Origin of the sequence: Sphingomonas horti, from assembly GCF_009753715.1 — a bacterium.
GTDB classification, from domain to species: Bacteria; Pseudomonadota; Alphaproteobacteria; order Sphingomonadales; family Sphingomonadaceae; genus Sphingomonas_B; species Sphingomonas_B horti.
In genome coordinates, this window is the sequence record NZ_WQMS01000016.1 from 162189 (window position 1) to 184854 (window position 22666).

Genomic DNA, 22666 nt, shown 5'->3' on the forward strand with positions numbered 1-22666 from the left:
TCGGCATGGAAAGCTCCCCCAATGCGAACAGTTACGGCGCCGATTCGATCAAGGTGCTGAAGGGCCTGGACGCGGTCCGTAAGCGGCCCGGCATGTATATCGGCGATACCGACGACGGCTCCGGCCTCCACCACATGGTGTTCGAGGTCTCCGACAACGCGATCGACGAAGCGCTGGCCGGGCATTGCGACCTCATTCTGATCCAGCTGAACCCCGACGGCTCCGTCTCCGTCGAGGATAATGGCCGCGGCATCCCCGTCGGCATCCACCCGGAAGAGGGCGTGTCTGCGGCCGAGGTCATCATGACCCAGCTGCACGCGGGCGGGAAGTTCGAGAACACCTCCGACGACAATGCCTACAAGGTCTCTGGCGGCCTGCACGGCGTCGGCGTGTCGGTGGTGAACGCGCTCAGCGAATGGCTGGACCTGACCATCTGGCGCGACGGTAAGGAGCATTACATGCGCTTCCGCCACGGCGACGCGGTCGCGCCGCTGAAGGTGGTGGGCGATGCGCCCGAGGGCAAGAAGGGCACGCGCGTCACCTTCCTGCCTTCCCCTGAGACGTTCAAGGTCACCGAATTCGATTTCGAGAAATTGGAGCATCGCTATCGCGAGCTCGCTTTCCTGAACTCGGGCGTGCGGCTGCGGCTGGTTGACGCGCGCCACGAGGAGCGGGTCGAGCATGACCTATTTTACGAGGGCGGGATCGCCGCCTTCGTGAAGTGGCTCGACCGCGCCAAGACGCCGCTGTTCCCCGATCCGATCGCGATCAACGGGCAGCGCGACGCGATCGGCATCGACATCGCCCTGGAGTGGAACGACAGCTATTACGAGAACGTCCTCGCCTTCACCAACAACATCCCCCAGCGCGACGGCGGCACGCACATGGCCGCGTTCCGCGCGGCGCTGACGCGCACGCTGAACAATTATGCCGAGCGCTCGGGCCTGCTGAAGAAGGAAAAGGTGACGCTGACCGGCGACGACATGCGCGAAGGCCTGACCGCCATCGTGTCGGTCAAGCTGCCGGACCCGAAGTTCAGCTCCCAGACCAAGGACAAGCTCGTCTCGTCCGAAGTCCGCCAGCCGATGGAGCAGCTGATGGCGGACAAGATGGACGAGTGGCTGGAGGAAAACCCGGCGCACGCGCGCGCGATCGTCCAGAAGATCATCGACGCGGCGGCGGCGCGCGAGGCGGCGCGCAAGGCGCGCGAGCTGACAAGGCGCAAGGGCGTGATGGACATCGCCTCGCTGCCCGGCAAGCTCGCCGACTGCCAGGAGCGCGATCCTGCCAAGTCCGAGCTGTTCCTGGTCGAGGGCGACTCAGCCGGCGGCTCCGCCAAGCAGGGCCGCGACCGGCATTACCAGGCGATCCTCCCGCTGAAGGGCAAGATCCTGAACGTGGAGCGCGCCCGTTTCGACCGGATGCTGTCGTCCAAGGAGATCGGCACGCTGATCCAGGCGCTGGGCACGGGCATCGGCCGCGACGACTTCAACATCGAGAAGCTTCGGTATCACAAGATCATCATCATGACCGACGCGGACGTGGACGGTGCCCATATCCGCACGCTGCTGCTGACCTTCTTCTATCGCCAGATGCCGGAGATCATCGCGAACGGCCACCTCTACATCGCCCAGCCGCCGCTCTACAAAGTCGCGCGCGGCCGGTCCGAAAGCTATCTGAAGGATCAGGCGGCGATGGACGAGTATCTGATCGGCGCAGGCGTCGACGCGATGCGGCTGGAGACGGCCGAAGGCACGCGCTTCGGCGACGACCTGCGCCAGGTGGTCGACCATGCGCGGCGGATGCGCGCGCTGATGGGCTATGTGCCGCGGCGCTATGATCCGCGGATCGTCGAGGCGCTGGCGCTGAACGGCGCGCTCGCCCCGGACATGACCCCGGAGGCCAAGTCCGAGGCGATCGCGCGGGTGGCGGAATGGCTGAACCGGAGCGACCCGGAAGCGCGCTGGACCGGACGCGTCGCGGCCGAAGGCGGCTATCATCTTGAACGGCTGTGGCGCGGCGTGACCGACCATCACATCATCGAGGCGAGCTTCCTGGGCTCGGCCGAGGCGCGCAAGCTGCACATTCTCGCCAAGGAGCAGGCGGACACTTACGCGCAGCCGTCCCGGCTGGTCTCCGCCAAGGCGGCCGCCGCCGAGGACGGCGACGACGCGCCGGCGGACCCGAAGGGCACGGCGGTCACACGGCCGTCCGAGTTGCTCGACGCGATCTTCGCCGCCGGCCGCAAAGGCCTGTCGGTGCAGCGCTACAAGGGGCTGGGCGAAATGAACGCCGAGCAATTGTGGGAAACCACGCTCGACCCGGACGTGCGCTCGCTGCTGAAGGTCGAGATCGCGCAGGCCGACGTGGCCGACGAAGTCTTCACCCGCCTGATGGGCGACGTCGTCGAACCCCGCCGCGAGTTCATCCAGGAGAATGCGCTGAGCGTCGCGAACCTGGACGTGTAGGCGGTTCTGCCCGGATCGAGTGGTTCGCAAAGGCAGAGTTTGCGATGTATTTTGCGGCCCGCAATCCGCAGCACCTCATGTCCTTGGTCGCCCGCTCGCCGCGTGATGCACTGAGTGACCCTTCACGTGGGTTACGCCACGACGTCATCTCGCGTCGGTATTCCCTATGGTGAGCGCGGGCCCGATCACGGCAGAGACTTCGATGCTCGTTTGCGAGCCTGCGCGCTCCAAACCCCGTATGTTCGTTCTATGTTCTGTATTTCGGAGTTAAGTCGCGGGGAGTAGTCTATGACCGGCCGCAGACCAGATCGTTCGCGTGCATCAAATCCGCTCTATCTGATGGCGAAGCCTTCGGACGAAGTGCGTACGCAAATGATCGCGACCGGGCGGGTCGATCCGTTCCGCGATGCCGGCTTGCTGCATATGACCATCCAGCCGCTTTGCGACCTCGCAACGCTTCCGGCCGGCGTCGCGGCTTGGGTGGCCGGGCTGTTGAACGGCCAGTTGCCCTCATTTCAGTTGGTCTTTGACCGGATCGTTGAGAGCGCCCGCACGGTTTCGCTGCGCGGCAGCCAACCGGCGGAGGGGGCGATCGCGTTTCAAAGAGCGATCGTTTCGGCGCTTATCGAACGCGGTTTCCCGGTCCCACCGTACCGCTTGGTCCCGCACGTCACGATCGCCTACCATTGCGACGGCTTGGGATCGGAGGCGATCTTGCCAATCCACTGGTCGGTTCAAGAAGTGCTGCTGGTTGAAAGTGTCGTCGGCCGGGCCCGACACATTGTGCACGGCCGGTGGGGCCTCGCCGCCCGCGTGCCCTGCGCATAGTCGGTGCCTTGGTGACTGACCCGGCGATCGAGACCGCGCGGTTGGTCCTGCGTGCCCCCGCGGCTTCTGACTTTCCCGTCTATCGCGACTTTTATGCCGATGCGGACGCTTCGGCCTTCTATGGAGGCCCGCTCGCGCCGGCGCTTGCATGGCGCAAGCTGGCCTTCGACATCGGCCATTGGAGCCTGCGCGGTTTCGGCATGTGGTCGGTGGCCGAGCGGGCGAGCGGCACGATGGTGGGCGGCTGCGGCCTCGTCCGGCCGGAAGGCTGGCCACGACATGAGCTCACTTGGTGGATCATGCCGGGCGCGCGCCGTCGCGGCTTTGCGTTCGAATCGTCGTGCGCCGCCATCGGCTGGGCCTATGCGGCCTTGGGCTGGGAGCGGGTCGAGACGCACATGAAGGACGACAATGTGGCTGCTCGCGGGCTTGCGGTAAGGCTTGGCGGCGTGATCATCGCTCGCGAACGGTTCCCCGACGGGATCGAGCGCGACATCTTCGCGCTGCCGCGCCCCTGACGCAGCGGCGGCCGGGGGTCGGCCCAGCTCTTAGCGCCAATAGCCGTTGGCGGCGGCGATCGTCTGGAAATTGATGGCGACCACCTGAGAGATCGCGATCAGCGATTCGGCGTCGTCTTCATAATCCTTGCGCACCTTCTCCCGCACGTCTTCAGAGGGCTGGGCTTTCTTCACCGCCATCCGAGACAGTTTGAACGCCAGGTCGAAACCCTGTTCCGGCGTGGCGACGATGAGAGTGGGCAGCCAATTGTCCATTCGATCCCTCCCGGATGATGTTTGGGCCCTGACGGGCGCGCCCTTAGGCAAACACGCGAACGGCGCGGAGGGTCCATCAGCCGCGCTCCCCTGTTTGCGGAGAGCGCGGCCCGTGGCTCAGCAGTTGCAGTTCTTGCAGGTGCAAGGATTGCACTTGCAGCCGCTGGACCTGCAGGTGCAGGCCGCCTTGGTCTCTTCGGTCTTGGTCATCGCGTGTCTCCTTCTTGCCCGGGGATCGAGCCTGACCCATATGGCATCTGTACCATAGTACGGAGTCAAGCGATGAATTCGCTCACGATCGGGGCGCTCGCCAAGGCCGGTGACGTCGGGGTGGAAACGATCCGCTATTACCAGCGCCGCGGCCTGTTGCCGGAGCCGCCGCGCACCGGCGGCATCGGGCTCGGCGGCGGGGTCCGGCGTTACGGCGCGGACGACGTACGGCGGCTGCGTTTCATCCGTGCCGCGCAGAGCGCTGGCTTCACGCTCGAGGAGATCGGGGAGCTGCTGGCGCTCGATGCGTCGGAGGACCGCGCGCGCGCCCGTGCGCTTGCGTCGGCCCGGCTCACGGCGCTCGACGCGAAGATCGCCGAGCTGCAGCAGGCGCGCGCGGCGCTCACTCGCCTTGCCACTGCCTGCGCCGGCAGCGCGTCCGGCCCGTGTCCGATCATTGCAGCATTCGAGCACCCCGCCTGAGGCGCTATGCGTCCGGGAGCGCCCAGTCGATCGGCGGCAGGCCTCTGCTCTCCAGGAACACGTTCGCCTTGCTGAAATGGCGGCAACCGAAAAAGCCCGAATGGGCGGAAAGCGGCGACGGGTGGGGCGCCTTCAGTACCAGGTGCGGCCCGCCGCGATCCAGTGAATCGACGGACGCGGCTTTCTTCTGCGCGTGGCTGCCCCACAGCAGGAAGACGACAGGGTCCGGGCGGGCGTTGACCAGGCGGATCACCGCGTCGGTGAACCGTTCCCAGCCGCGGCCCTGGTGCGAGGCGGCGAGCCCGTGCTCGACCGTCAGCACGCTGTTGAGCAGCAGCACGCCCTGGCGCGCCCAATGCTCCAGAAACCCGTGCCGCGCCGGCGCGATGCCCAGGTCAGACTCCATCTCCTTGTAGATATTGACCAGGCTCGGCGGAATCCGCGTCCCCGGCCGCACCGAAAAGCACAGGCCGTGCGCCTGGCCCGGCCCGTGATACGGGTCCTGCCCCAGGATCACGACGCGCACCCGGTCGAGCGGCGTCAGGTCGAGCGCGCGGAACCACTCGCTCCCGGCCGGAAAGATGCGCTTGCCGGCGGCCTTCTCCGCGACGAGGAAGGCGCGCAGCTCGGCCATGTAGGGGCTGGCGAACTCGCCGCTGAGCGGCTCCCGCCAGCCCGGATGCAGTTTGATCTCGCCCATGCGCCGCCGGCATCCGCAAGGCCGGCGGCGGTGTCAACCGGGCGAAGGCCTCAGTTCGGCCCCGGCCCCGCATCGCCGGTGCGGGCGACCGGCCGCGCCGGCGGCTGGCTGGAGCGCGCGTCAGCCAGCGTCGCGTCATACCAGGCGGCGAGGTCGGCGTGCATCTTCGCCAGCTCGGCCGGGTTCAGATACACCATGTGCCCGGACTCGTAATATTTGAACTCGACATTCTTCTGGAGCGACGGCTCCAGCAGCATGTGATTGACGTCGAATTCGGTCCCGTAGAACGGCGTCGCCATGTCGTAATAGCCGTTCAGGAAGAGCGCCTTGAGATACGGATTGGTCCGCATCGTATAGGCCAGGTCGATCGCCGTGTTGGGATTGTTCTGCGGGAAATTGCTGCCCGGCGCGACGTGCTTCCAGTCCCAGTCGAAACCCTTGTCGCGTGCCGAGATCTTGTACGGCATCGCGGTCTGATAGCCGAGCGTCTTCTTGGCATAGTCCATAAAGCTCGACACGAACGCGCCGGAGATGGCGGTGGACGAGGGATCGTCGTCCGGCCGCTCGGCATTGGCGTCGCTGGGGATCAGCGTGTAGCGCGAATCGAGCCGGCCGACCACCAGCCGCCGGTCGCGCAGCAGCTCGGTCCGGAAATGGTTGAGGTCGATGCGAAGGTCCGCACGCATGATGAAGTCGGGGCTGATGCCGATATATTTCGACATCTGCTCGGCAACCTGGCGCTTCTCGTCGGGGCTGATCGTCGAGCCCTTGGCCAGCGCCGCGGCATAGGGCCCGCTGGTAAAGGCGCGGACCTCCTGCAGGAACGCTTCCAGGTTCGGCGGCCGGTTCTGCAGGTGGTTGTGGTACCAGGCGGTCGCCGCATAGCCGGGGAACAGCGTCAGGTAGTTGGCGTCATAGCCGGGCTGGCGAACGCCGTAGTTCATGATCGACGACAGATAAACGATACCGTTGAGGCTGAGGCCGCGTTCCTCCAGCAGCGCGGCGACCGCGCCGTTCCGAAGCGTGCCATAGCTCTCGCCGAACAGGAATTTCGGCGACGACCAGCGGCCCGTCTTGGTGACGTAGCGCTCGACGGTGCGGGCGAAGGCATCGGCGTCCTGATCGACGCCCCAGAAATCCTTGCCGGTCTTGGCGCCCAGCGGCCGCGACCAGCCCGCACCCATCGCATCGATGAAGACCAGGTCGCTCTTGTCGATGAGCGAGTGCGGGTTGGGGCCGAAGCCATAGGGGGCGGGGCGGATGTACTCCGGGTTGGCCGTGGTCACCCGCACCGGGGCAAAGCTGCCCATGTGCAGCCACACGGTCGCCGAGCCGGGACCGCCATTGTAGAAGAACGTCACCGGCCGCGAGGATGGCGCCGCGCCGTCCTTGGTATATGCAGTGTAGAACATCGAGCCGGTGGGCTTGCCGTCATTGTCGCGGATCGTGAGCGTGCCGGCGGTCGCGGTATAGGCGATCCGCTGCCCTCCGACGGTGACGGCGCCGTGGCTGACCGCGCTTGCCTCGTCCACCGGCGGCTTGACCCAGGCGTCCTCCGCCTCTGCGATCATCGCTTCCTGGTGGGTCTTCGCCATCTTGCTGGCGGGGGTGGCCTTGTCGGCGGGGAGCTCCTGTGCCGGAGCTGCCACCGCTGTCATCAACAATATCAGCGCGATCGTCGAACGCATCCTCTTGCCTCTCTCCTCGACCACCCGGGAGAGCACATGCAACGTGCGAAGGCGACGGTCAATCAACCCCTTAGGCGCCGCCACAGCCAGGGCAGCATCGCCAGCAGCGCCCCGCCGGCGACGAGATAGGGCAGCGAGCCCCAGAACTGATAGAGTCCCACGCCGATCGAGGGGCCGAGCACGAAGCAAGCGCCGTTGACCGATGTGGTGCGGCCGGCCACTGCGCCCTGCTCATGATGGCCGACGGCCAGCGAGGCGCCGGCGGTGAAGGCCGGACGCAGGAAGCCGAAGCCGAGCGAGGCGAGCCCGTAGGAAACGGCCAGCATGTGCAGCGACTCCGAAAAGCCGGTCAGCACGCAGCCGGCCGCGGCCAGCAGCGCGCCGGAAATGGCGAGCGCGCGGGGTTTCAGATTAAGGTTCGGGATCAGCCCCCATTGGGCGAGCAGCGCAGCCCCGGCGCCGACCATCAGCACCACGCCAGTCTCTGCCGCGGCCTGTTCCGCGGAGATATTGAGCCGGTCGATGATAAGGAAGCCGACCGCTTGCCCCGTCATGGCCTGGGCATGGCCGGTAACCAGCCCCAGCACCATCCACGGCCAGATGCGCGGATCGGTGAGCGGCATCGGCTTGCCATGGTCCTCCGCGGTCGCGGCGCGGACGCTGGCGCCGGTCGGCTCGCCGCCGATCGACGGATAGCTGGTCGCGGCACCCCGCGCATCGCCGGGCGCGTCGTCGGGCAGCAGCCGGGCCGCGACCGCCAACATGCCCATGCCGAAGATCGAGAAGACGAAGGCCGGCCCGGAAAGCCCGACCACCGGCAGCACGAAGAAGGGCGCGAGTGCGGGGCCGAGGATGGTGCCGAGCCCGAACGCGGACGCGAGCAGGGTCAGCGCCCGCGTGCGCTCCTCGCGCGAGGTGCCGGCGGCGACGATCGCCTGGGCGGCGGGCGGGGCTGCGGCGCCGAACGTGCCATAGAGCATCCGCGCGACGATGAAGCAGCCGAAGGCGGGCAGCGGCGCCAGCCAGCCGAGGATGCCGGCGGCCAGGAACGCGCCGCACAGGAAAACCGAGGAGCAGAAGCCGAACAGGCCGAGCAGCACCATCTGCCGCCGTCCCTGCCGGTCCGACCGGCGCGCCCAATAGGGTGCGGAGATCACCCAGACCAGCGCGGACACCGAAAAGGCGGCGGCGACGGCATTGTCAGGCACTTTCAGCGATCGGCCGAGCGCGGGCAGCACCGACTGCAATGCGGTGTTCCCGGCCGCGATCGTCAACATCACCAGGAACAGCAGCGTGAAGGGCGGAGCGGCACCAAGTGCCTCGCCTCGCGTTGTATCTGGGCCGGGGTGCCCCGCCATGCCGCTGTCCGCCGCCATCAACAGGCGCGATAGTGCAGAGCGGCCGCGGCCGGAAGCGCGGTTGCAAGTGCCTGAAAGATTTGCGACGGCGCTGAAACGAAGAAAGAGGTTCGTCAATGTCCGTTTCCTCCGCCGGCGAGAAGGCCGGGGCACTTCCCCGGCGCCGGCCGAGCCACCCGCTCGCCTTGTTCTTCAAGGGATTCCTGAAGCATCCCGCGATGGTTGGATCGGTGATCCCGTCGTCGCGAGCGCTGGTCGACAAGATGCTTGCTCCCGTCGACTGGGAGCGCGTGAAGCTGTTCGTCGAATACGGCCCCGGCGTCGGCACCTACACCGCGCCGATCCTGGACCGGCTCGGCCCCGACGCGACGTTGATCGCGATCGACACGAATCCGGACTTCGTCACTTTCCTGCGCCGCGAGATGGCCGACCCGCGCCTGCACGCGGTGCGCGGGTCGGCCGCAGACGTGCGGCGGATCGTCGCCGATTTCGGCTTCGACCAGGCCGATTATGTGCTCTCCGGCCTGCCTTTCTCGACTCTTCCGGAAGGTGTCGGCGACCGGATCGCCGCGGAAACGGCCGCCGTGCTGAAGGCCGACGGCGCATTCCTGGTCTATCAGGTCTCAGCCAAGGTCGCCGACTATATCGGCCCGCATTTCCCGGCGATCGAGCGCGGCTTCGAATGGCTGAACATCCCGCCGATGCGCCTGTTCTGGGCGCGGAAGGGCTGAGCGGTTCTCGTCGCCCCGGCTCAGGGCCGGGATGACGAGGTCATTCGGCGTCGATGTTCAGCCGGCGCGTGACGCCGTAGTCGAGCGTCGAGACCAGGAAATAGGCGATGGCGTTGCGTGCGCGGGCCAGGGTGTGGCCCCAGCCGATCATCGCATCGAGCGTGATCTCGACGCTGTCGTTCAGCTCGTGATTGAAGAGCGCGCGCAGGCGGTCCGCGAAGACGCGGTCCTCGATCCGCAGCATCAGCTCCATGTTCAGGAACAGGCTACGCATGTCGAAATTCGCGGAGCCGATATGGACCGCATCATCGATGATGTAGAGCTTGGTGTGCAGCTTTGCCCGCTGATATTCGAAGATCCGCACGCCCTTGCGCAACAGGCCCGGATAGGTGAATCGCGCGGCCGCAATGGTCGTCGTATTGTCGGACTTGGCGGCGGTGATCACGCGCACGTCGCCGCGGATGCCGGCCTTGTCGAGCCGCTGCAGCATTGCCGGGCTGGGCGCGAAATAGGCCGCGATCAGCGAGGCCGAGCGCGCCTTCAGCATGTCGGAGCGCATCGCGCGTGCCCAGGGGCTCAGGCGCCGCGCCGGTCCGCCGAGCAGCCAGCGCACTTTTCCTTCAGGCTCGCTCCAGCGCCTCAGCGCGCGCCGCAAGTCGCGCATCCGCGCCTGCGGCCGCTTGGTCCAGGCGGACAGCGCGTCGAAATAGCCGACAAGCCGCCCGGCCGCGGGCCCTTCCACGATCAGGCCCAGGTCGCGCCAACCATCCTCCTCGGGGCCTGCGAAATAGGCGTCCTCGATGTTGAAGCCGCCGATCACCAGGCGAGTCTCGTCGGCGATGCACAGCTTCTGGTGGTTGCGCAGCAGGAAGCGTCGGCCGTAGCGCGGCAGGAACCGGCAGATGTCGACGCAGGCGTCGCGCAGGGGCTGCAGGAACGCGTCGTCCGGGTCGCTGCCGAAGCCGTCGATGATCAGGCTGACATGCACCCCCCGCTCGCACGCGGCGATCAGCGCGTTGCGCACGCGCCCGCCGATATGGTCATCCGCGAAAGTGTAATAGAGAAGGCGCAGGCTCTGCTCCGCGCCTTCGATCAGGGTAAGCAGGCCGGTCAGCCGGTCGCGCGGCTCCACCAGCAGGGTCAGGCGGTTGCCTTCGACGTCGAAGCTGTCGCTTTGCTCAGGCATCACCCATTCATCGACAACAATCCGGCTCATGTCGAGCGAAGTCGAGACACTTGCGTTCCGAGCTGGCGGTAGGGCCGGGGACAGGAACATTGACTCACGGGACGCCCGACCTTATGTCGCCCGCCTTCCCGAAGTGCCGATTTTTTGGAGCGTTCAATGGCGCGCGTTACCGTCGAGGATTGCGTCGACAAGGTCCCGAACCGGTTCGACTTGGTGCTGCTGGCCGCTCAGCGCGCGCGCCAGGTCTCGGGCGGCGCCGAGCTGACGATCGATCGCGATCGCGACAAGAACCCGGTCGTCGCGCTGCGCGAGATCGCCGAAGAGACGATCCGGCCGGACAATCTGCGCGACACGCTGATCGGCAGCCTGCAGCGCGTGCAGGTCGACGACGACGACGCGGTCGACGAGCTCGGCTCGCTGGCGCAGCAGGCGGAGGCGCTCCGCCTCACTGCGGCCGCCCCGCCGCGCAACCAGAACATGGGCGGCGATTACGAGTGAGCGCGCGCGGCTCGGCGCAGCCTAGCCGAAGACAGCGCGAACTTCGGCCGGCCGGCTAAGCCGTTGTCGTAACCACGGGTTGCTTCTCGACCCCGCTCAAAGCGAATCGTTTCGGACCTCACGTCTCCGGCGTCTCCCGCAGATCCTCGTCATATTGCCCGGCGCGGTCGATCTGCCCCTCGGGATCGAGGTGGATCAGCACTTCCGCCCCGGGAAAGGCCGACTGCAATGCGTGCTCTGCGGCTTCGACGATGTCGTGCGCTTCCGCGATCGTCATCTGCGGATCGACCCAGGCATGGAATTGGGCGAAATCATGCGCGCCGCTGGTGCGGGTGCGCAGGTCGTGGATTCCACGAAAGCCGGCTTGCGCATTGGCGAGCTCAACGAAGCGTCGCCGCCGCTCTTCCGGCCATTCGCGGTCCATCAGTTGGTCGATCGCCTGCGACGATGCCTGCCAGGCGCCCCATGCCAGCCACAGCGCGATGCCGATGCCGAACACCGGATCGGCGCCGCGCAGGCCGGCGAATTGCTCCAGGACGAGCGCGACGATAACGCTGCCGTTCAGCAGCAGGTCGGATTGGTAATGGACGTTGTCGGCGTGGATCGCGACCGATCCGGTGCGGGCGATCACCCGCCGCTGATAGGCGAGCAGCAGGAAGGTCGACAGGATCGCGATCGCCGAGACGCCGATGCCGAACTCCGCGCCCTGGGTCTCGCCGCCGCTGCGCAGCCGGTCGACGGCACGCCACAGGATGGCGGCGGCAGAAACTGCGATCAGCGCGACCTGGACCAGTGCGGCCAGCGCTTCCGCCTTGCCGTGGCCGAAGCGGTGATCATAGTCGGCCGGCTGCGCCGCCAGCCGGACGCCATAGAGCGTGATCAGCGAGGCGCATACGTCGAAGGCGGTGTCGGCGAGCGAGCCGAGCATCGCGACCGAGCCGGTCGTCCATGCCGCCCAGGCCTTCAGCCCGAGCAGGAACAGCGCCATCGACACGCTGGCGATCGCCGCGCGCGCGGTCAGCGAGCCGCGCTCCTGAAGCCGGGCGTCGCTCACGGGTAGAGCAGGCTTTCGCGCCAGCCGGCGCCGTCGCGCTCCAGCAGGCGCCGCTCGTGCAGCCGATGCTCACGGTCCTGCCAGAACTCGATCCGCTCTGGCGCCAGCCGATAGCCCCCCCAATGCGGCGGCCGCGGCACCAACTGCCCTTCGAAGCGCTGCCCCATCGCCTCGTAACGCTGTTCGAAGGTCTCGCGCCGGTCGAGCGGCCGCGACTGGTCCGACGCCCAGGCGCCGAGCTGCGAGTCGCGGCTGCGCGACGCGAAATAGGCGTCCGATTCCTGGTCGGACGCGAGCGCCACCGGCCCTTCGATCCGCACCTGGCGGCGAAGCGACTTCCAGTGGAACAGCAAGGCGGCGTGCGGATTGGCGGCCAGCTCCACGGCCTTGCGGCTTTCGCGGTTGGTATAGAAGACGAACCCGCGCTCGTCGAAGCCCTTCAGCAGCACCATCCGCACCGATGGCCGCCCTTCGGCGTCGGCCGTGGCCAGCGCCACCGCGTTCGAATCGTTGATCTCGGTCTCGCGCGCTTCGGCATACCAGGCGCGGAACAGGGCGAAGGGGTCGGTCTGCATGGCTCGCGCGTTTAAGTGGCGCGGCGGGGCCCCGCAAGGAACCAGCGGGCGCTCCGGCGATTGAATCGGTCTCGCAACGAAGGTGACCCATGGCCGCACGCGCCTATTGGCAGGGACAGATCAGACTCGCGCTCGTCTCGATTCCGGTCGAGCTCTATTCGGCGACGAAGAGCGGCGCGCAGATCCAATTCCACCAGATCCACGAGCCGACCGGCAAGCGGATCAAATATGAGAAAGTCGCGCCGGGCGTCGGCGCGGTCGATCCGGAGGATATCCGTAAGGGCTTCGAGTATGAGAAGGGCCATTATGTCCTGCTCGACGAGAGCGAGATCGATGCGGTCAAGCTCGAGAGCAAGAAGACTCTGGAGCTGACCCAGTTCGTCGACGCGCATGAGATCGACGTGCTCTATTTCGAGAAGCCCTATTATGTCGTCCCCGCCGACGACCTCGCCGAGGAAGCATTCATCGTGCTGCGCGAGGCGCTGAAGCGGACGAAGAAGGTCGGCCTCGGCCAGCTGACGCTCAGGGGTCGCGAATACATCATCAGCCTGAAGCCGTGCGGGCGCGGCATCGTGCTGGAAACGCTGCGCTATTCGGATGAAGTCAACAAGGCGCAGGGCTATTTCCGCGACATCGCCGACACGAAACCGGACGAGGAATTGCTCGACCTCGCCGAAACGCTGATCGCGAAGAAGAGCGCGCCGTTCAAGCCGGACCAGTTCCACGACCGCTATGTCGACGCGCTGAAGGCGCTGGTGCAGAAGAAGCTGAAGGCGAAAGGCGGCAAGGTCGCGCCCGAGCCCGAGGAGGAAGCGCCGAAGCGCGGCGGCAATGTCGTCGATCTGATGGCCGCGCTGAAGAAGTCGCTCGAAAAACCCGGGGAGCCGGCCCGCAAGCCGGCGGCCAAGGCGCCGGCGAAGAAGGCGGCGACGGTGAAGAAGAGGGCGGCGGGATGAAATCCTCCCCTGCGCGGCAGGGGAGGGGGACCATGCGAAGCATGGTGGCGGGGCGGCGCGTAGCGCCGAGCTTAACCCTCCGCTTCGTTCCGGTCCCCTCCACCGCGCTTCCCGCGGTCCCCTCGACAAGCGAGGGGAGGATTTAGATGGCCGACCCGCTCGCCCGCTACAATGCCAAGCGCGATTTCACCAAGACCGCGGAGCCGGCCGGCGCGATCGCGAAGGGGACCGGTCATAGTTTCATGGTCCAGAAGCACGACGCGACGCGGCTGCACTGGGATTTGCGGCTGGAGATGGACGGCGTGCTCAAATCCTGGGCAGTGACGCGCGGGCCGAGCCTCGATCCCGACGACAAGCGGCTCGCCGTCCGCACCGAGGACCATCCGCTTTCCTACGCCACGTTCGAAGGCACGATCCCCAAGGGCGAATATGGCGGCGGCACGGTGATGCTGTGGGACCGCGGCACCTGGGCGCCGGTCAAGGGCAAGAGCGCGAAGGACCTGGAGAAAGGGCACCTCCACTTCATCCTGGACGGCGAGCGGATGAAGGGCGAATGGCTGCTGATCCGCCTGAAGCCGCGACCGAAGGAGCGGACGGAGAATTGGCTCCTGCGCAAGATCGACGACGAATATGCGGGCCCGTCCGGCGGCCTGGTCGACCGCTGCCTGACCAGCGTCAGCACCGGCCGCACGATGGACGAGATCGCGGCGGGCAAAGATCCTCCCCCAGCTCAGCTGGGGGAGGGGGACCGCTCGCCGAAGGCGAGGGGTGGAGGGGCGGCGCGTCAGCGCCGTGCCGGCGCTGCCCCTCCACCGCGCTCCGCGCGGTCCCCCTCCCCGAGCAAAGCTCGGGGAGGACCTGAACTCCCCGCTTTCACCCCGCCCCAGCTCGCCACGCTCGTGGATACCGTCCCCACCGGCTCCAACTGGCTGCACGAAGCGAAATACGACGGCTATCGCGTGCTGCTCGCGGTCGGCCGCGGTCCTTCGACAGGCTCAGAGGCGAAGCTGTTCACGCGCACCGGCCTCGACTGGACCGACAAATTCGCCGTCATCGCCGAGGCGGCGCAGTCGCTCGATGTTGGCGCCGCGCTGATCGACGGCGAAGTGGTCGCGCTCGACCAGGCGGGCAAGCCCAGCTTCTCGGCGCTGCAGGACGCGCTGTCGCGCGGCAGCCGGGATCTCACGATGTTCGCGTTCGACCTGCTGTCGCTGGACGGCGAGGAGCTGAAGCGGCTGCCGAACCTGGAGCGCAAGGAGCTGCTGCGCACGATCATTCCCGCCGAGGGGCCGATCCTGTTCGCCGAGCATGTGATCGGCGAGGGCGAGAAATTGTTCCAGGCCATGTGCCGAGAAGGATTCGAAGGCATCGTCTCCAAGCGCGCCGACGCTCCATATCTCGGCAAGCGCACGCAGAACTGGCTGAAGATCAAATGCATCCAGCGCCAGGAATTCGTCATTGTCGGCTGGACCGCCAGCGAAGCGCGCGGACGCGGCTTCCGTTCGCTGCTGCTGGGCCTGAACGAGGGCGGAAAGCTGCGCTATGCCGGCAAGGTCGGGACCGGCTTCAACGCCCGGCTGATCGAGGAGCTGAGCGCGAAGCTTGAAAAGCTGAAGAGCGACAAGCCGACCGTCGAGGCGCCGCGTGCGGCCGTGCGCGGCGCGCATTGGGTCAAGCCGCAGCTGGTGGCCGAGATCGCCTTCGCCGAGTTCACCGCCGACAATGTCGTTCGCCACGGCAGCTTCATCGGCCTGCGGGAGGACAAGAAGCCGGCCGAGGTGAAGCCCGAAAAGCCGGTCGAGCCGCCCGCCGCGCCGGAGACCAGCGTGAAGATCAGCAATCCCGAACGCGTGATCTACCCGGATTCGGGCATCACCAAGGGCCAGTTGGCGTCCTATTATGCGCAGGTGTCCGGCATCATGCTGCCCTGGCTCGCGAACCGCCCGATCAGCTTGGTGCGGTGTCCGCAGGGACGCGCGAAGAAGTGCTTTTTCCAGAAGCACGATGCCGGCAGCTTCGGCGAGCATGTGCGTCACGTGCCGGTGAAGGAAAAGAACGGCGCGACCGAAGACTATCTCTACGTCGATTCCGCCGAGGGGCTGCTGACCTGCGTGCAGATGGGCACGATCGAATTCCATGGCTGGGGCTCGCTGGTGCCCGATATCGAGCGGCCGAATAGGATCGTGTTCGACCTCGACCCGGACGAAGGCCTCGATTTCGAGCAGGTGAAGAAGGCGGCGCTCGACCTGAAACGCTATCTGGGCGATCTCGGCCTCGTCACTTTCCCGATGCTGACCGGCGGCAAGGGCGTGCACGTGGTGGCGCCGCTGACGCCGGAGGCGGCCTGGCCGGCGGTCAAGGATTTCACCCACCGCTTCGCGCTGGCGCTGGAGCAGTCGGAGCCGGAGCGCTTCGTCGCCAATATGTCAAAGGCGAAGCGGGTCGGCCGGATATTCGTCGACTATCTGCGCAACCAGCGCGGCGCGACCGCGATCATGCCCTACGCCGCGCGCGCGCGGCCGCACGCGCCGGTCGCGGCGCCGATCGCCTGGGACGAGCTGAAGGACCTCGATACCGCCGCCCGGTTCACGGTGCTCGACGGGGAGGAATTGATCGAACGCGCCAATTCGCGCCCGCTGAAAGGCTGGGGGGTGGCTGAGCAGGTGCTGCCGGACTTCTGACGCACCGTTGCGCCCGCTGGTGTTACGGCCGCCATCCCAATGCCTTCACCTGGTCCGCGAGGCAGTCGACCAGCACGCGGATTTCGTGCCGGCCGCGGAGCCGCTCGGGATAGACCGCCCAGAGGCCGGTCCGGTCTCCCTCGAACAGGCCGCAGCGAACGAGGTCGGGCTCGGCATCGCCGATGAACAGCGGCAGGCCGGCAATACAGTCGGCGCCGCCGAGCGCCGCGAGCAGCCCGGTCAGGCTGCTGGTGACATGGACGATGCGGGCGTGCGGCGCCATCGCGCGCGTCGATTCGAGCGGATAGCCGTCCACGCTCGCGATCGGATGCTCCAGCATGTTGTCGGGGGTGACGGGGGCCGGATAATCGCGATGGCGGTACAGGCCCCACGGAGTCTGCGCGAGCTTGCGCGCGACGAGCCCGAGTTCGTCGGGCTCCGGTCCGGCCCGCACGGCCAGGTCGGCCTCGCCGCGGAGCAGGTCCCGCCGCTCGCTGCCGACGTCGATCTCGACCGCGAGGCCGGGCAGCTTCCGGCGCGCGGCGGCCACGGCGGGCGCGACCAGCGCATGCTCGAACCCGTCCACGGTCGTCAGTTTCAGGGCGAAGCTCGCGGCGCGCCGGAGCGCGGTCGCCGCGTCCTCGAACGCGGCCGCGGCATCCGCCAGCCGCTCGCCGGCGGCCACCAATCGCTGGCCGGCCGGAGTAGGCTGGTAGCCGCTGCCTGACTTGTCGAACAGGCGCAGTCCCAGCGCGCCCTCCAGCGCCGTGATCCGCCGCGCGCAGGTCGTCTGGTTCATGCCGAGATCGCGCGCGGCGCGCAGCGTCGCACCGTGCCGGGCGACGGCCAGGAAGCAGCGCACGTCGCTCCATTCCCATGCCGGCATGCCGACCCCCCTTCTGCGGATTTGCAGAACAGGTCTGCAGGATCGTTGATTGCCTGTCCAGCCGGGCCGCCGCTACACCCCGGCCGGCCATTCTGTGCCGTTGGCCACAGCGGATACGGCGGAAAATGCGATTAGCCGGAGTCATGAAGACGATGATGCAGCCCCTCCAAATCCGGCCTCGTCCCCGGCTCGATCCCGCGCTTGCCGTGCTGGCGAGCATCTTCCTGAGCCTAGGCACGCTGCCGCTGCTCTATGCGCTCTTGTCGCTTCAAGGCTGAGGAGACGTGCGATGATCGTTCGCGCCGACCATCCCGAGCGCGCGGCGGCTGCGCTTGCGGCGCTGCTGGGCGCACCGTCGTCCATCAGTCCGGGCGGCCGGGCGGTCGGCGGGCGGATTACCGTGCTGCCGGCGGAATCGAGTGCGAGCATTATCGAGCGACTGCCGCTGCCTGTCGCCCGTAGCGTCGAGCAGGTCATCGAGATCGCGTGCATGCATGGTTTTCATGCAGAGGAGCTGGGGCGCAGCGGCCTCGTCGAATTCTGGATCGGCGAGGCGATGGCGGTCGAGCTCGTGACCTCCGATGCCCGCACGCTCCCCGCGCTTGCTGCCTGAAATCATTCCGGCTTCGCAATATCGCGTTAGGCAGTCGGCTGATCGTTCCTGAACAGAAACGGGCCGGTTTTACCGCCTTTTCTGAACAGCTTGCCGTTGCTGTGGATAAGTGATGTGATACCTTCTCACCCGGCGACTCTCCTCGGCCGTAACAGCGGTAGGGGGCGCCGGTCGTGAAGGGGAACTCACATGATTGGTGGGCGTATCAGCGCTTTTGCGCTCCTATTGTCGTGCGCGTCAGCGCCGCTGCACGCGAACATCTCCTCGTTCGACACAGACTGCTGGCAGAGCAGCGAACTGGATGCGTTGAAGGTTCAGCGATTCAAGACGATGCTGCTGGTCGCAATGCTGAACTGCCGGGATCTGGAACCCGGGATCGTGGTCGATTCCAACCGCTTCGTGCGCGCCAACCGCGCGCTGATCGCGGAAAAGCAGGCGATCGTGCGCGCGCATTTCGTCCGCACGCGCGGCGCCCTTGCCGGGCTCGACGCCTATTCGGAATATGAAACCGCGCTCGGCAACCAATATTCGGATGCCGATTTCACCCCCGATCGTTGCGCAGACGCGGCGGCCGATCTGCGCGACGCCGGCTATGTGTCCGAACGCGGGTTGACGGACATGATCCGGTCGGTGCCGGACGAAGGCGACGCGCTGCTGTGCCCGCCCGAACGGCGCTATGCGGAACGGCCGGCCACTTACGCGCCGCCGCCGCCGCTGATGATGCCGCGGGCCGATCCGTCCCCCCCGCCCTTGGCGGCGCAGGCCGAGCCGGTATTGCCGCCCGCTCCGGTCGCGGCCGCGCCCGAGCCGGCGCCGCAGGCAGCGGACGAAATGGCGCAAACCGAATGGCCGGACCTGGCTCCGGTCCAGCCTGAGGGTCCGGCGCGCGCGGTCGATCCCAATGCAGTGAAGCTGGCGGAAGCCCCGCCCCCGCCGGCGGCGATGCCGGCAAAACCGGCCGAGCCGGTGCAGGTCGCGGCGGTCGATGCGCCGAAGCCGGCGGTTGCGCCCGACCGGATGAAGGCGGTTCGCGATGCCGCCCGGGCGCTGCGCGAAGCGCTCGCCGCGCTGGAGGCGGAAGGAGCGGAAAGCGGAAAATAAGAAGCCGGGGCGGCCCGGCTCGAAAGACTCAGGCCGCCCGGCGTTGCGTCGCGTGCAGCCAGGCGCGCGCCTGGCGCTGCGCCTCGGCGATCTCCCGCGCCGTCATTTCGTCGGCGACTTCGGCCCGGCATTCGGCGGCGCGCGTCGATCCCGACAGCGCCGACAGGTTAAACCATTTGTGCGCCTCGATCAGGTCGACCTCCAGGCCGCCTGCGCCCGACGAATAGGCGATTCCCAGGTCGAAGCACGCATCGGCATCGCCGCGGGCCGCGTCGGCAAGCCGGCTCTCGATCAGGAACGCGGCACTCTTGTAACTGCTTCCCATCTCAGCAAATCCCCTTCTGCTGCATGGGGCAGAGTGGGGTCAGGGTTTTGAAGAATGGTTAACGGGGTCGGTGGATAAATCCCTGGGCATGACGGGGACGTTGTCGATCAGCCGCGCCGCGCCGATCCGGGCGGCCGCCAGCAGCCGTGCCGGGCGGTCCAGCGACTCCAGCGGCTGCAGCGTCGCGGCGTCGCACAGGGTGACATAATCGACCGATTGAAAGCCGCCCTCGACCAGTGCCGCTTCGGCGCGGGCGAGCGCTTCGCCCACGTCGCCGCCGCCTTCGATCGCGGACGCGGCCATGCCCAGCGCCCGGGGAAGTGCGCGCGCCTGCTGCCGCTCCTCTTCGGTCAGGTAGACGTTGCGCGACGACAGCGCGAGGCCGTCCTCGTCACGCTCGGTCGGGACGCCGACGATCTCGATGCCGAAATCCAGGTCCGCGACCATCCGGCGGACCACCGCGAGCTGCTGGAAATCCTTTTCGCCGAACAGCGCGACGTCCGGCCGGACCTGGTTGAACAATTTGGCGACGACGGTCGCCACGCCCTCGAAATGGCCCGGCCGCGCCGCGCCGTCGAGCCCCTCGCTGACGCCGGCGACCGAAATGCTCGTCGCATAGCCGGCCGGATACATGACCTCGGCGTCGGGCATCCACAGCAGCGCGGCCCCGGCCTCGCTCAGCATCGCCGAATCCTTGGCGGCACGGCGCGGATAGGCGCCCAGATCCTCGTTCGCGCCGAACTGCCTGGGGTTGACGAAGATCGAGACGACGACGTGCTTCGCGCGCTTCCGCGCCTCCGCAACCAGCGCCATGTGCCCGGCATGAAGCGCGCCCATCGTCGGCACCAGCGCCAGCTTGCCCCCTTCGGCACAAAGCGCCGCGAGCGCTTTGCGCAGCGGTTTCAATTGACGGATGGTTTGCACGGTGACTCGGGGCTGATATGAGCGGGCTCCATAGGGGGCGCTCATGTTCCCGATCAAGTAACCTGATCATGGAAAGCGGTCGCATGGCCTTGCACGGCGCGCACGTCATTGTTTTCGCGAACGAAAAGGGAGGCACCGGGAAATCCACCACGGCGGTGCACGTGGCGGTCGCGCTCGCCGCCCAGGGGCGTTCGGTCGCGGCGCTGGACCTGGATCATCGCCAGCGGACCCTCGCCCGCTACCTCGAGAACCGCGCCGCGACGATGAAGCGGCGCGGTGTCGACCTGCCGCAGCCGCGCTTCGCCGTCGTCGACGGATCGAGCGAGGCGGGCTTCGACGCGGCGCTGGCCGAGGCAGCCGCCGATGCCGAGTTCGTCGTGATCGACACGCCGGGCCGCGACGACCCGATCGCCCGGCGGGCGGCGACGATGGCCAATACTTTGGTCACGCCGATGAACGACAGCTTCGTCGATTTCGACCTGATCGGCCAGGTCGATCCGGAGAATTACAAGGTCAGCCGGCCGAGCTTCTATTCCGAGCTGATCTGGGATGCGCGCAAGGTGCGGGCGAAGACCGACGGCGCGACGATCGACTGGATCGTGCTGCGCAACCGGATGCAGCATATCGAGGCGCGCAACATGCGCCGGGTCGGCGAGGCGCTGGTCGCGCTGTCCAAGCGCGTCGGCTTCCGTATCATCCCCGGCCTCGGCGAGCGCGTCATCTATCGCGAGCTGTTCCCGAGCGGCCTCACCATGCTCGACATCGGCCAGATCCCGGACATCGGCCTCGGCCATGTCGCGGCGCGCCAGGAATTGCGCGAGCTGGTCGCCGGACTCGCGCTGCCGGACCGGATCGGCGCCGCCGCCTGATGGCCAAGCTGCTGACCCTGGTCGCACTGGCGGCGCTGGTCGTTTTCTGGTGGCGGGGGAATCAGCAGCGGCGGCGCGTCAGCATGCCGCTTGCCGAGGCGCGCCAGTTGCTGGGGCTCGGCGCCGATGCGGATGCCGATCAGGTCCGCGACGCCCATCGCCGCATCATCGCGCGAGTGCATCCGGATGCCGGTGGCACGATCGAGCTTGCGCGACGCACCAATCTCGCTCGCGACGTGCTGCTGAAGGAACTGGCGCGGCCCTCGACAGATTAGGCTCGAAACGCGGGCCATCCACGACGGAGATCAAATGACTCATCAATTCCACCCCACGTCGCTGCGCGAGTACGATATCCGCGGCGTGATCGGCGAGACGCTCGGGCCCAACGATGCACGCGCGATCGGGCGCGGATTCGCGACACTGTTGCGCCGCGCCGGCGGCACGCGGGTGGCGGTGGGCTGGGACGGGCGCGAAAGCTCGCCGGTGCTGGCCGACGCGCTGGTGGAAGGGTTGACGCAAAGCGGCTGCGACGTGGTGCGGGTCGGCCTCGGCCCGACGCCGATGCTCTATTATGCCGAGGCAGTCCTTGAAGTGGACGGCGGCATCATGATCACCGGCAGCCACAATCCGCCGAGCTACAACGGCTTCAAGATGGTGTTCCAGCACCGGCCCTTCTTCGGCGCGGACATCCAGCAGATCGGCAGGCTGGCCGCCGAAGGCGACTGGGAAGCGGCCGAAACGCCCGGGCAGGTCGGCGACTTCGACATTCTCGACCAATATGTCGGGCGGCTGGTCGCTGGCTATCAGGGCGGCGCGTTCCGCATCGCCTGGGACGCGGGCAACGGCGCCGCCGGACCGGCACTGGAAAAGCTCGTCCAGCAGCTGCCGGGCGAGCATCATCTCCTCTTCACCGATGTCGATTCGCGCTTTCCCAACCACCACCCCGATCCGACCGAGGAAAGGAACCTCGAGCATCTTCGCGCCGAAGTGCGGAGCAAGGGCCTCGATTTCGGCATCGCCTTCGACGGCGACGGCGACCGGATCGGCGCGATCGACGGCGAGGGCCGGATCGTCTGGGGGGACCAATTGCTCGGCATCCTGGCCGAGCCGGTGCTGAAGGCTGAGCCGGGCGCGACCATCATCGGCGACGTCAAGGCGAGCCAGGCGCTCTACGATCGCATCGCGGAGCTCGGCGGCAAGCCGCTGATGTGGAAGACCGGCCACAGCCACATCAAGGCGAAGATGAAGGAGATCCATGCGCCGCTCGCCGGCGAGATGAGCGGCCATATCTTCTTCGCGCACGATTATTACGGTTATGACGACGCGCTCTACGCCGCGGTGCGGCTGCTGGGGGCGGTGCGGCTGTCGGGCAAGTCGCTGACGCAGCTGAAGTCCGAGATGCCGCTGGTGCTCAACACGCCCGAGATGCGCTTCCAGGTCGACGAAAGCCGCAAATTCGCGGTCGTGGACGAAGTGCTCGACCGGCTGGAGAAGAACGGGGCCGACGTGAACCGCACCGACGGCGCCCGCGTCACCACTGCCGATGGCTGGTGGCTGCTGCGCGCGTCCAACACCCAGGACGTGCTGGTCGCGCGCGCCGAAGCGAAGGACCAGGCGGGGCTGGACCGGCTCGTCGCCCAGATCGACGATCAGCTCGCGGCGTCAGGAATCAAGCGGGGGCCGCAGGCGGGGCACTGATGCAGCCCCTCTCCCGCTTGCGGGAGAGGGTGCGGAGCGGAACGACGCCGGGGTGAGGGTA

24 protein-coding genes are annotated in these 22666 nt (G+C 67.4%); 14 read left to right on the top strand and 10 right to left on the bottom strand.

The genetic code is table 11. The annotated features are described in order from the left end of the window. Positions 1-5 precede the first annotated feature (5 nt). The 3 genes from gyrB (at position 6) to GON01_RS13605 (ending at position 3814) form a co-directional block, all read left to right on the top strand. Positions 6-2468, top strand: coding sequence for a DNA topoisomerase (ATP-hydrolyzing) subunit B (gyrB, locus tag GON01_RS13595; RefSeq protein WP_408640929.1), 2463 nt, complete (start codon positions 6-8; stop codon positions 2466-2468). A 288-nt stretch (positions 2469-2756) separates the two neighbouring features. Then, positions 2757-3296 carry a 2'-5' RNA ligase family protein gene (locus tag GON01_RS13600; RefSeq protein WP_157027915.1) on the top strand — a complete coding sequence of 180 codons (540 nt, stop codon included), beginning with the start codon at positions 2757-2759 and terminating at the stop codon, positions 3294-3296. 11 nt (positions 3297-3307) lie between these two features. Further along, a complete protein-coding gene (locus GON01_RS13605; protein ID WP_220128457.1) occupies positions 3308-3814 on the top strand; it encodes a GNAT family N-acetyltransferase in 507 nt (168 codons plus the stop codon). A gap of 30 nt (positions 3815-3844) precedes the next feature. Here GON01_RS13605 and GON01_RS13610 read toward each other — a convergent pair whose 3' ends face one another. Continuing rightward, a complete protein-coding gene (locus GON01_RS13610) occupies positions 3845-4069 on the bottom strand; it encodes a hexameric tyrosine-coordinated heme protein (RefSeq protein WP_157027917.1) in 225 nt (74 codons plus the stop codon). A gap of 282 nt (positions 4070-4351) precedes the next feature. Between GON01_RS13610 and GON01_RS13615 the strand changes: the two genes are divergently transcribed. After that, entirely contained in the window at positions 4352-4762 is a 411-nt protein-coding gene (locus tag GON01_RS13615; RefSeq protein ID WP_157027918.1) for a MerR family transcriptional regulator, read from the top strand. Between the two features lie 4 nt (positions 4763-4766). Here the strand turns inward: GON01_RS13615 and ung are convergent, their stop codons facing one another. The 3 genes from ung to GON01_RS13630 form a co-directional block, all read right to left on the bottom strand. Beyond that, complete coding sequence (ung, locus tag GON01_RS13620; protein ID WP_157027919.1) at positions 4767-5462, bottom strand: uracil-DNA glycosylase; 696 nt, start codon at positions 5460-5462, stop codon at positions 4767-4769. 50 nt (positions 5463-5512) lie between these two features. Then, positions 5513-7150 carry a S10 family peptidase gene (locus GON01_RS13625; RefSeq protein ID WP_157027920.1) on the bottom strand — a complete coding sequence of 546 codons (1638 nt, stop codon included), beginning with the start codon at positions 7148-7150 and terminating at the stop codon, positions 5513-5515. Positions 7151-7212: 62 nt separating this feature from the next. Further along, positions 7213-8508, bottom strand: coding sequence for an MFS transporter (locus tag GON01_RS13630; protein WP_157028251.1), 1296 nt, complete (start codon positions 8506-8508; stop codon positions 7213-7215). A gap of 116 nt (positions 8509-8624) precedes the next feature. On the opposite strand from GON01_RS13630, the gene GON01_RS13635 reads away from it, so the two are divergent. Next, positions 8625-9239, top strand: coding sequence for a class I SAM-dependent methyltransferase (locus tag GON01_RS13635; protein WP_157027921.1), 615 nt, complete (start codon positions 8625-8627; stop codon positions 9237-9239). Positions 9240-9279: 40 nt separating this feature from the next. On the opposite strand, the gene GON01_RS13640 is transcribed toward GON01_RS13635, so the two are convergent. Then, positions 9280-10455 (bottom strand): phospholipase D-like domain-containing protein, encoded by a 1176-nt coding sequence (locus GON01_RS13640; RefSeq protein ID WP_181599979.1) that lies wholly within the window; start codon positions 10453-10455, stop codon positions 9280-9282. Between the two features lie 126 nt (positions 10456-10581). On the opposite strand from GON01_RS13640, the gene rpoZ reads away from it, so the two are divergent. Then, positions 10582-10923, top strand: a complete 342-nt coding sequence (gene rpoZ, locus GON01_RS13645; protein WP_157027922.1) for a DNA-directed RNA polymerase subunit omega — start codon at positions 10582-10584, stop codon at positions 10921-10923. A gap of 118 nt (positions 10924-11041) precedes the next feature. Here rpoZ and GON01_RS13650 read toward each other — a convergent pair whose 3' ends face one another. Continuing rightward, positions 11042-11977, bottom strand: coding sequence for a cation diffusion facilitator family transporter (locus GON01_RS13650; RefSeq protein WP_309503274.1), 936 nt, complete (start codon positions 11975-11977; stop codon positions 11042-11044). Continuing rightward, the gene (gene pdxH / locus GON01_RS13655; RefSeq protein ID WP_157027923.1) at positions 11974-12552 is read right to left on the bottom strand and encodes a pyridoxamine 5'-phosphate oxidase; all 579 of its coding nucleotides are present in this window, start codon (positions 12550-12552) and stop codon (positions 11974-11976) included. Before pdxH ends, GON01_RS13650 begins: the two co-directional genes overlap by 4 nt. A gap of 89 nt (positions 12553-12641) precedes the next feature. Here pdxH and ku point away from each other — a divergent pair, with 89 nt between their 5' ends. Next, positions 12642-13508, top strand: a complete 867-nt coding sequence (gene ku / locus GON01_RS13660; protein ID WP_157027924.1) for a non-homologous end joining protein Ku — start codon at positions 12642-12644, stop codon at positions 13506-13508. 146 nt (positions 13509-13654) lie between these two features. Beyond that, complete coding sequence (gene ligD / locus GON01_RS13665) at positions 13655-16189, top strand: DNA ligase D (protein ID WP_157027925.1); 2535 nt, start codon at positions 13655-13657, stop codon at positions 16187-16189. A gap of 22 nt (positions 16190-16211) precedes the next feature. Here the strand turns inward: ligD and GON01_RS13670 are convergent, their stop codons facing one another. Continuing rightward, positions 16212-17075: a LysR family transcriptional regulator gene (locus GON01_RS13670; protein ID WP_157027926.1), complete on the bottom strand. Its 864-nt coding sequence runs from the start codon at positions 17073-17075 to the stop codon at positions 16212-16214. A gap of 143 nt (positions 17076-17218) precedes the next feature. On the opposite strand from GON01_RS13670, the gene GON01_RS17250 reads away from it, so the two are divergent. The 3 genes from GON01_RS17250 (at position 17219) to GON01_RS13680 (ending at position 18789) form a co-directional block, all read left to right on the top strand. Further along, a complete protein-coding gene (locus tag GON01_RS17250) occupies positions 17219-17353 on the top strand; it encodes a hypothetical protein (protein WP_269748902.1) in 135 nt (44 codons plus the stop codon). A gap of 11 nt (positions 17354-17364) precedes the next feature. Further along, on the top strand, positions 17365-17688 hold the full coding sequence (locus GON01_RS13675; protein WP_157027927.1) for a hypothetical protein: 324 nt from the start codon (positions 17365-17367) through the stop codon (positions 17686-17688). Between the two features lie 306 nt (positions 17689-17994). Further along, positions 17995-18789, top strand: a complete 795-nt coding sequence (locus GON01_RS13680; protein ID WP_181599980.1) for a hypothetical protein — start codon at positions 17995-17997, stop codon at positions 18787-18789. Between the two features lie 28 nt (positions 18790-18817). On the opposite strand, the gene GON01_RS13685 is transcribed toward GON01_RS13680, so the two are convergent. Continuing rightward, on the bottom strand, positions 18818-19114 hold the full coding sequence (locus GON01_RS13685; RefSeq protein ID WP_157027929.1) for a hypothetical protein: 297 nt from the start codon (positions 19112-19114) through the stop codon (positions 18818-18820). Between the two features lie 39 nt (positions 19115-19153). Next, positions 19154-20038, bottom strand: a complete 885-nt coding sequence (panC, locus tag GON01_RS13690) for a pantoate--beta-alanine ligase (protein WP_181599981.1) — start codon at positions 20036-20038, stop codon at positions 19154-19156. 83 nt (positions 20039-20121) lie between these two features. Here panC and GON01_RS13695 point away from each other — a divergent pair, with 83 nt between their 5' ends. Genes GON01_RS13695 through pgmG form a run of 3 tightly spaced genes read left to right on the top strand, consistent with a single transcriptional unit; the run spans position 20122 to position 22605 of the window. After that, the gene (locus GON01_RS13695) at positions 20122-20907 is read left to right on the top strand and encodes a division plane positioning ATPase MipZ (RefSeq protein WP_157027931.1); all 786 of its coding nucleotides are present in this window, start codon (positions 20122-20124) and stop codon (positions 20905-20907) included. Beyond that, positions 20907-21182 (top strand): J domain-containing protein, encoded by a 276-nt coding sequence (locus GON01_RS13700; protein ID WP_232328849.1) that lies wholly within the window; start codon positions 20907-20909, stop codon positions 21180-21182. Before GON01_RS13695 ends, GON01_RS13700 begins: the two co-directional genes overlap by 1 nt. Before the next feature lie 34 nt (positions 21183-21216). Further along, positions 21217-22605 carry a phosphoglucomutase/phosphomannomutase PgmG gene (pgmG, locus tag GON01_RS13705; RefSeq protein WP_157027932.1) on the top strand — a complete coding sequence of 463 codons (1389 nt, stop codon included), beginning with the start codon at positions 21217-21219 and terminating at the stop codon, positions 22603-22605. The last annotated feature ends 61 nt before the right edge of the window (positions 22606-22666 follow it).

What these genes read in the sequence shown, in the direction of transcription:
- GON01_RS17250 (WP_269748902.1), top strand. Translation starts at nt 17,219, where the DNA reads ATGAAGACGATGATGCAGCCCCTCCAAATCCGGCCTCGTCCCCGGCTC.
- GON01_RS13610 (WP_157027917.1), bottom strand. Translation starts at nt 4,069, where the DNA reads ATGGACAATTGGCTGCCCACTCTCATCGTCGCCACGCCGGAACAGGGT.
- GON01_RS13615 (WP_157027918.1), top strand. Translation starts at nt 4,352, where the DNA reads ATGAATTCGCTCACGATCGGGGCGCTCGCCAAGGCCGGTGACGTCGGG.
- GON01_RS13695 (WP_157027931.1), top strand. Translation starts at nt 20,122, where the DNA reads ATGGCCTTGCACGGCGCGCACGTCATTGTTTTCGCGAACGAAAAGGGA.
- GON01_RS13685 (WP_157027929.1), bottom strand. Translation starts at nt 19,114, where the DNA reads ATGGGAAGCAGTTACAAGAGTGCCGCGTTCCTGATCGAGAGCCGGCTT.
- pdxH (WP_157027923.1), bottom strand. Translation starts at nt 12,552, where the DNA reads ATGCAGACCGACCCCTTCGCCCTGTTCCGCGCCTGGTATGCCGAAGCG.
- ku (WP_157027924.1), top strand. Translation starts at nt 12,642, where the DNA reads ATGGCCGCACGCGCCTATTGGCAGGGACAGATCAGACTCGCGCTCGTC.
- ung (WP_157027919.1), bottom strand. Translation starts at nt 5,462, where the DNA reads ATGGGCGAGATCAAACTGCATCCGGGCTGGCGGGAGCCGCTCAGCGGC.
- GON01_RS13625 (WP_157027920.1), bottom strand. Translation starts at nt 7,150, where the DNA reads ATGCGTTCGACGATCGCGCTGATATTGTTGATGACAGCGGTGGCAGCT.
- GON01_RS13635 (WP_157027921.1), top strand. Translation starts at nt 8,625, where the DNA reads ATGTCCGTTTCCTCCGCCGGCGAGAAGGCCGGGGCACTTCCCCGGCGC.
- rpoZ (WP_157027922.1), top strand. Translation starts at nt 10,582, where the DNA reads ATGGCGCGCGTTACCGTCGAGGATTGCGTCGACAAGGTCCCGAACCGG.
- GON01_RS13670 (WP_157027926.1), bottom strand. Translation starts at nt 17,075, where the DNA reads ATGCCGGCATGGGAATGGAGCGACGTGCGCTGCTTCCTGGCCGTCGCC.
- GON01_RS13675 (WP_157027927.1), top strand. Translation starts at nt 17,365, where the DNA reads ATGATCGTTCGCGCCGACCATCCCGAGCGCGCGGCGGCTGCGCTTGCG.
- pgmG (WP_157027932.1), top strand. Translation starts at nt 21,217, where the DNA reads ATGACTCATCAATTCCACCCCACGTCGCTGCGCGAGTACGATATCCGC.
- GON01_RS13630 (WP_157028251.1), bottom strand. Translation starts at nt 8,508, where the DNA reads ATGGCGGGGCACCCCGGCCCAGATACAACGCGAGGCGAGGCACTTGGT.
- GON01_RS13600 (WP_157027915.1), top strand. Translation starts at nt 2,757, where the DNA reads ATGACCGGCCGCAGACCAGATCGTTCGCGTGCATCAAATCCGCTCTAT.
- GON01_RS13700 (WP_232328849.1), top strand. Translation starts at nt 20,907, where the DNA reads ATGGCCAAGCTGCTGACCCTGGTCGCACTGGCGGCGCTGGTCGTTTTC.
- gyrB (WP_408640929.1), top strand. Translation starts at nt 6, where the DNA reads ATGGAAAGCTCCCCCAATGCGAACAGTTACGGCGCCGATTCGATCAAG.
- ligD (WP_157027925.1), top strand. Translation starts at nt 13,655, where the DNA reads ATGGCCGACCCGCTCGCCCGCTACAATGCCAAGCGCGATTTCACCAAG.
- GON01_RS13640 (WP_181599979.1), bottom strand. Translation starts at nt 10,455, where the DNA reads ATGAGCCGGATTGTTGTCGATGAATGGGTGATGCCTGAGCAAAGCGAC.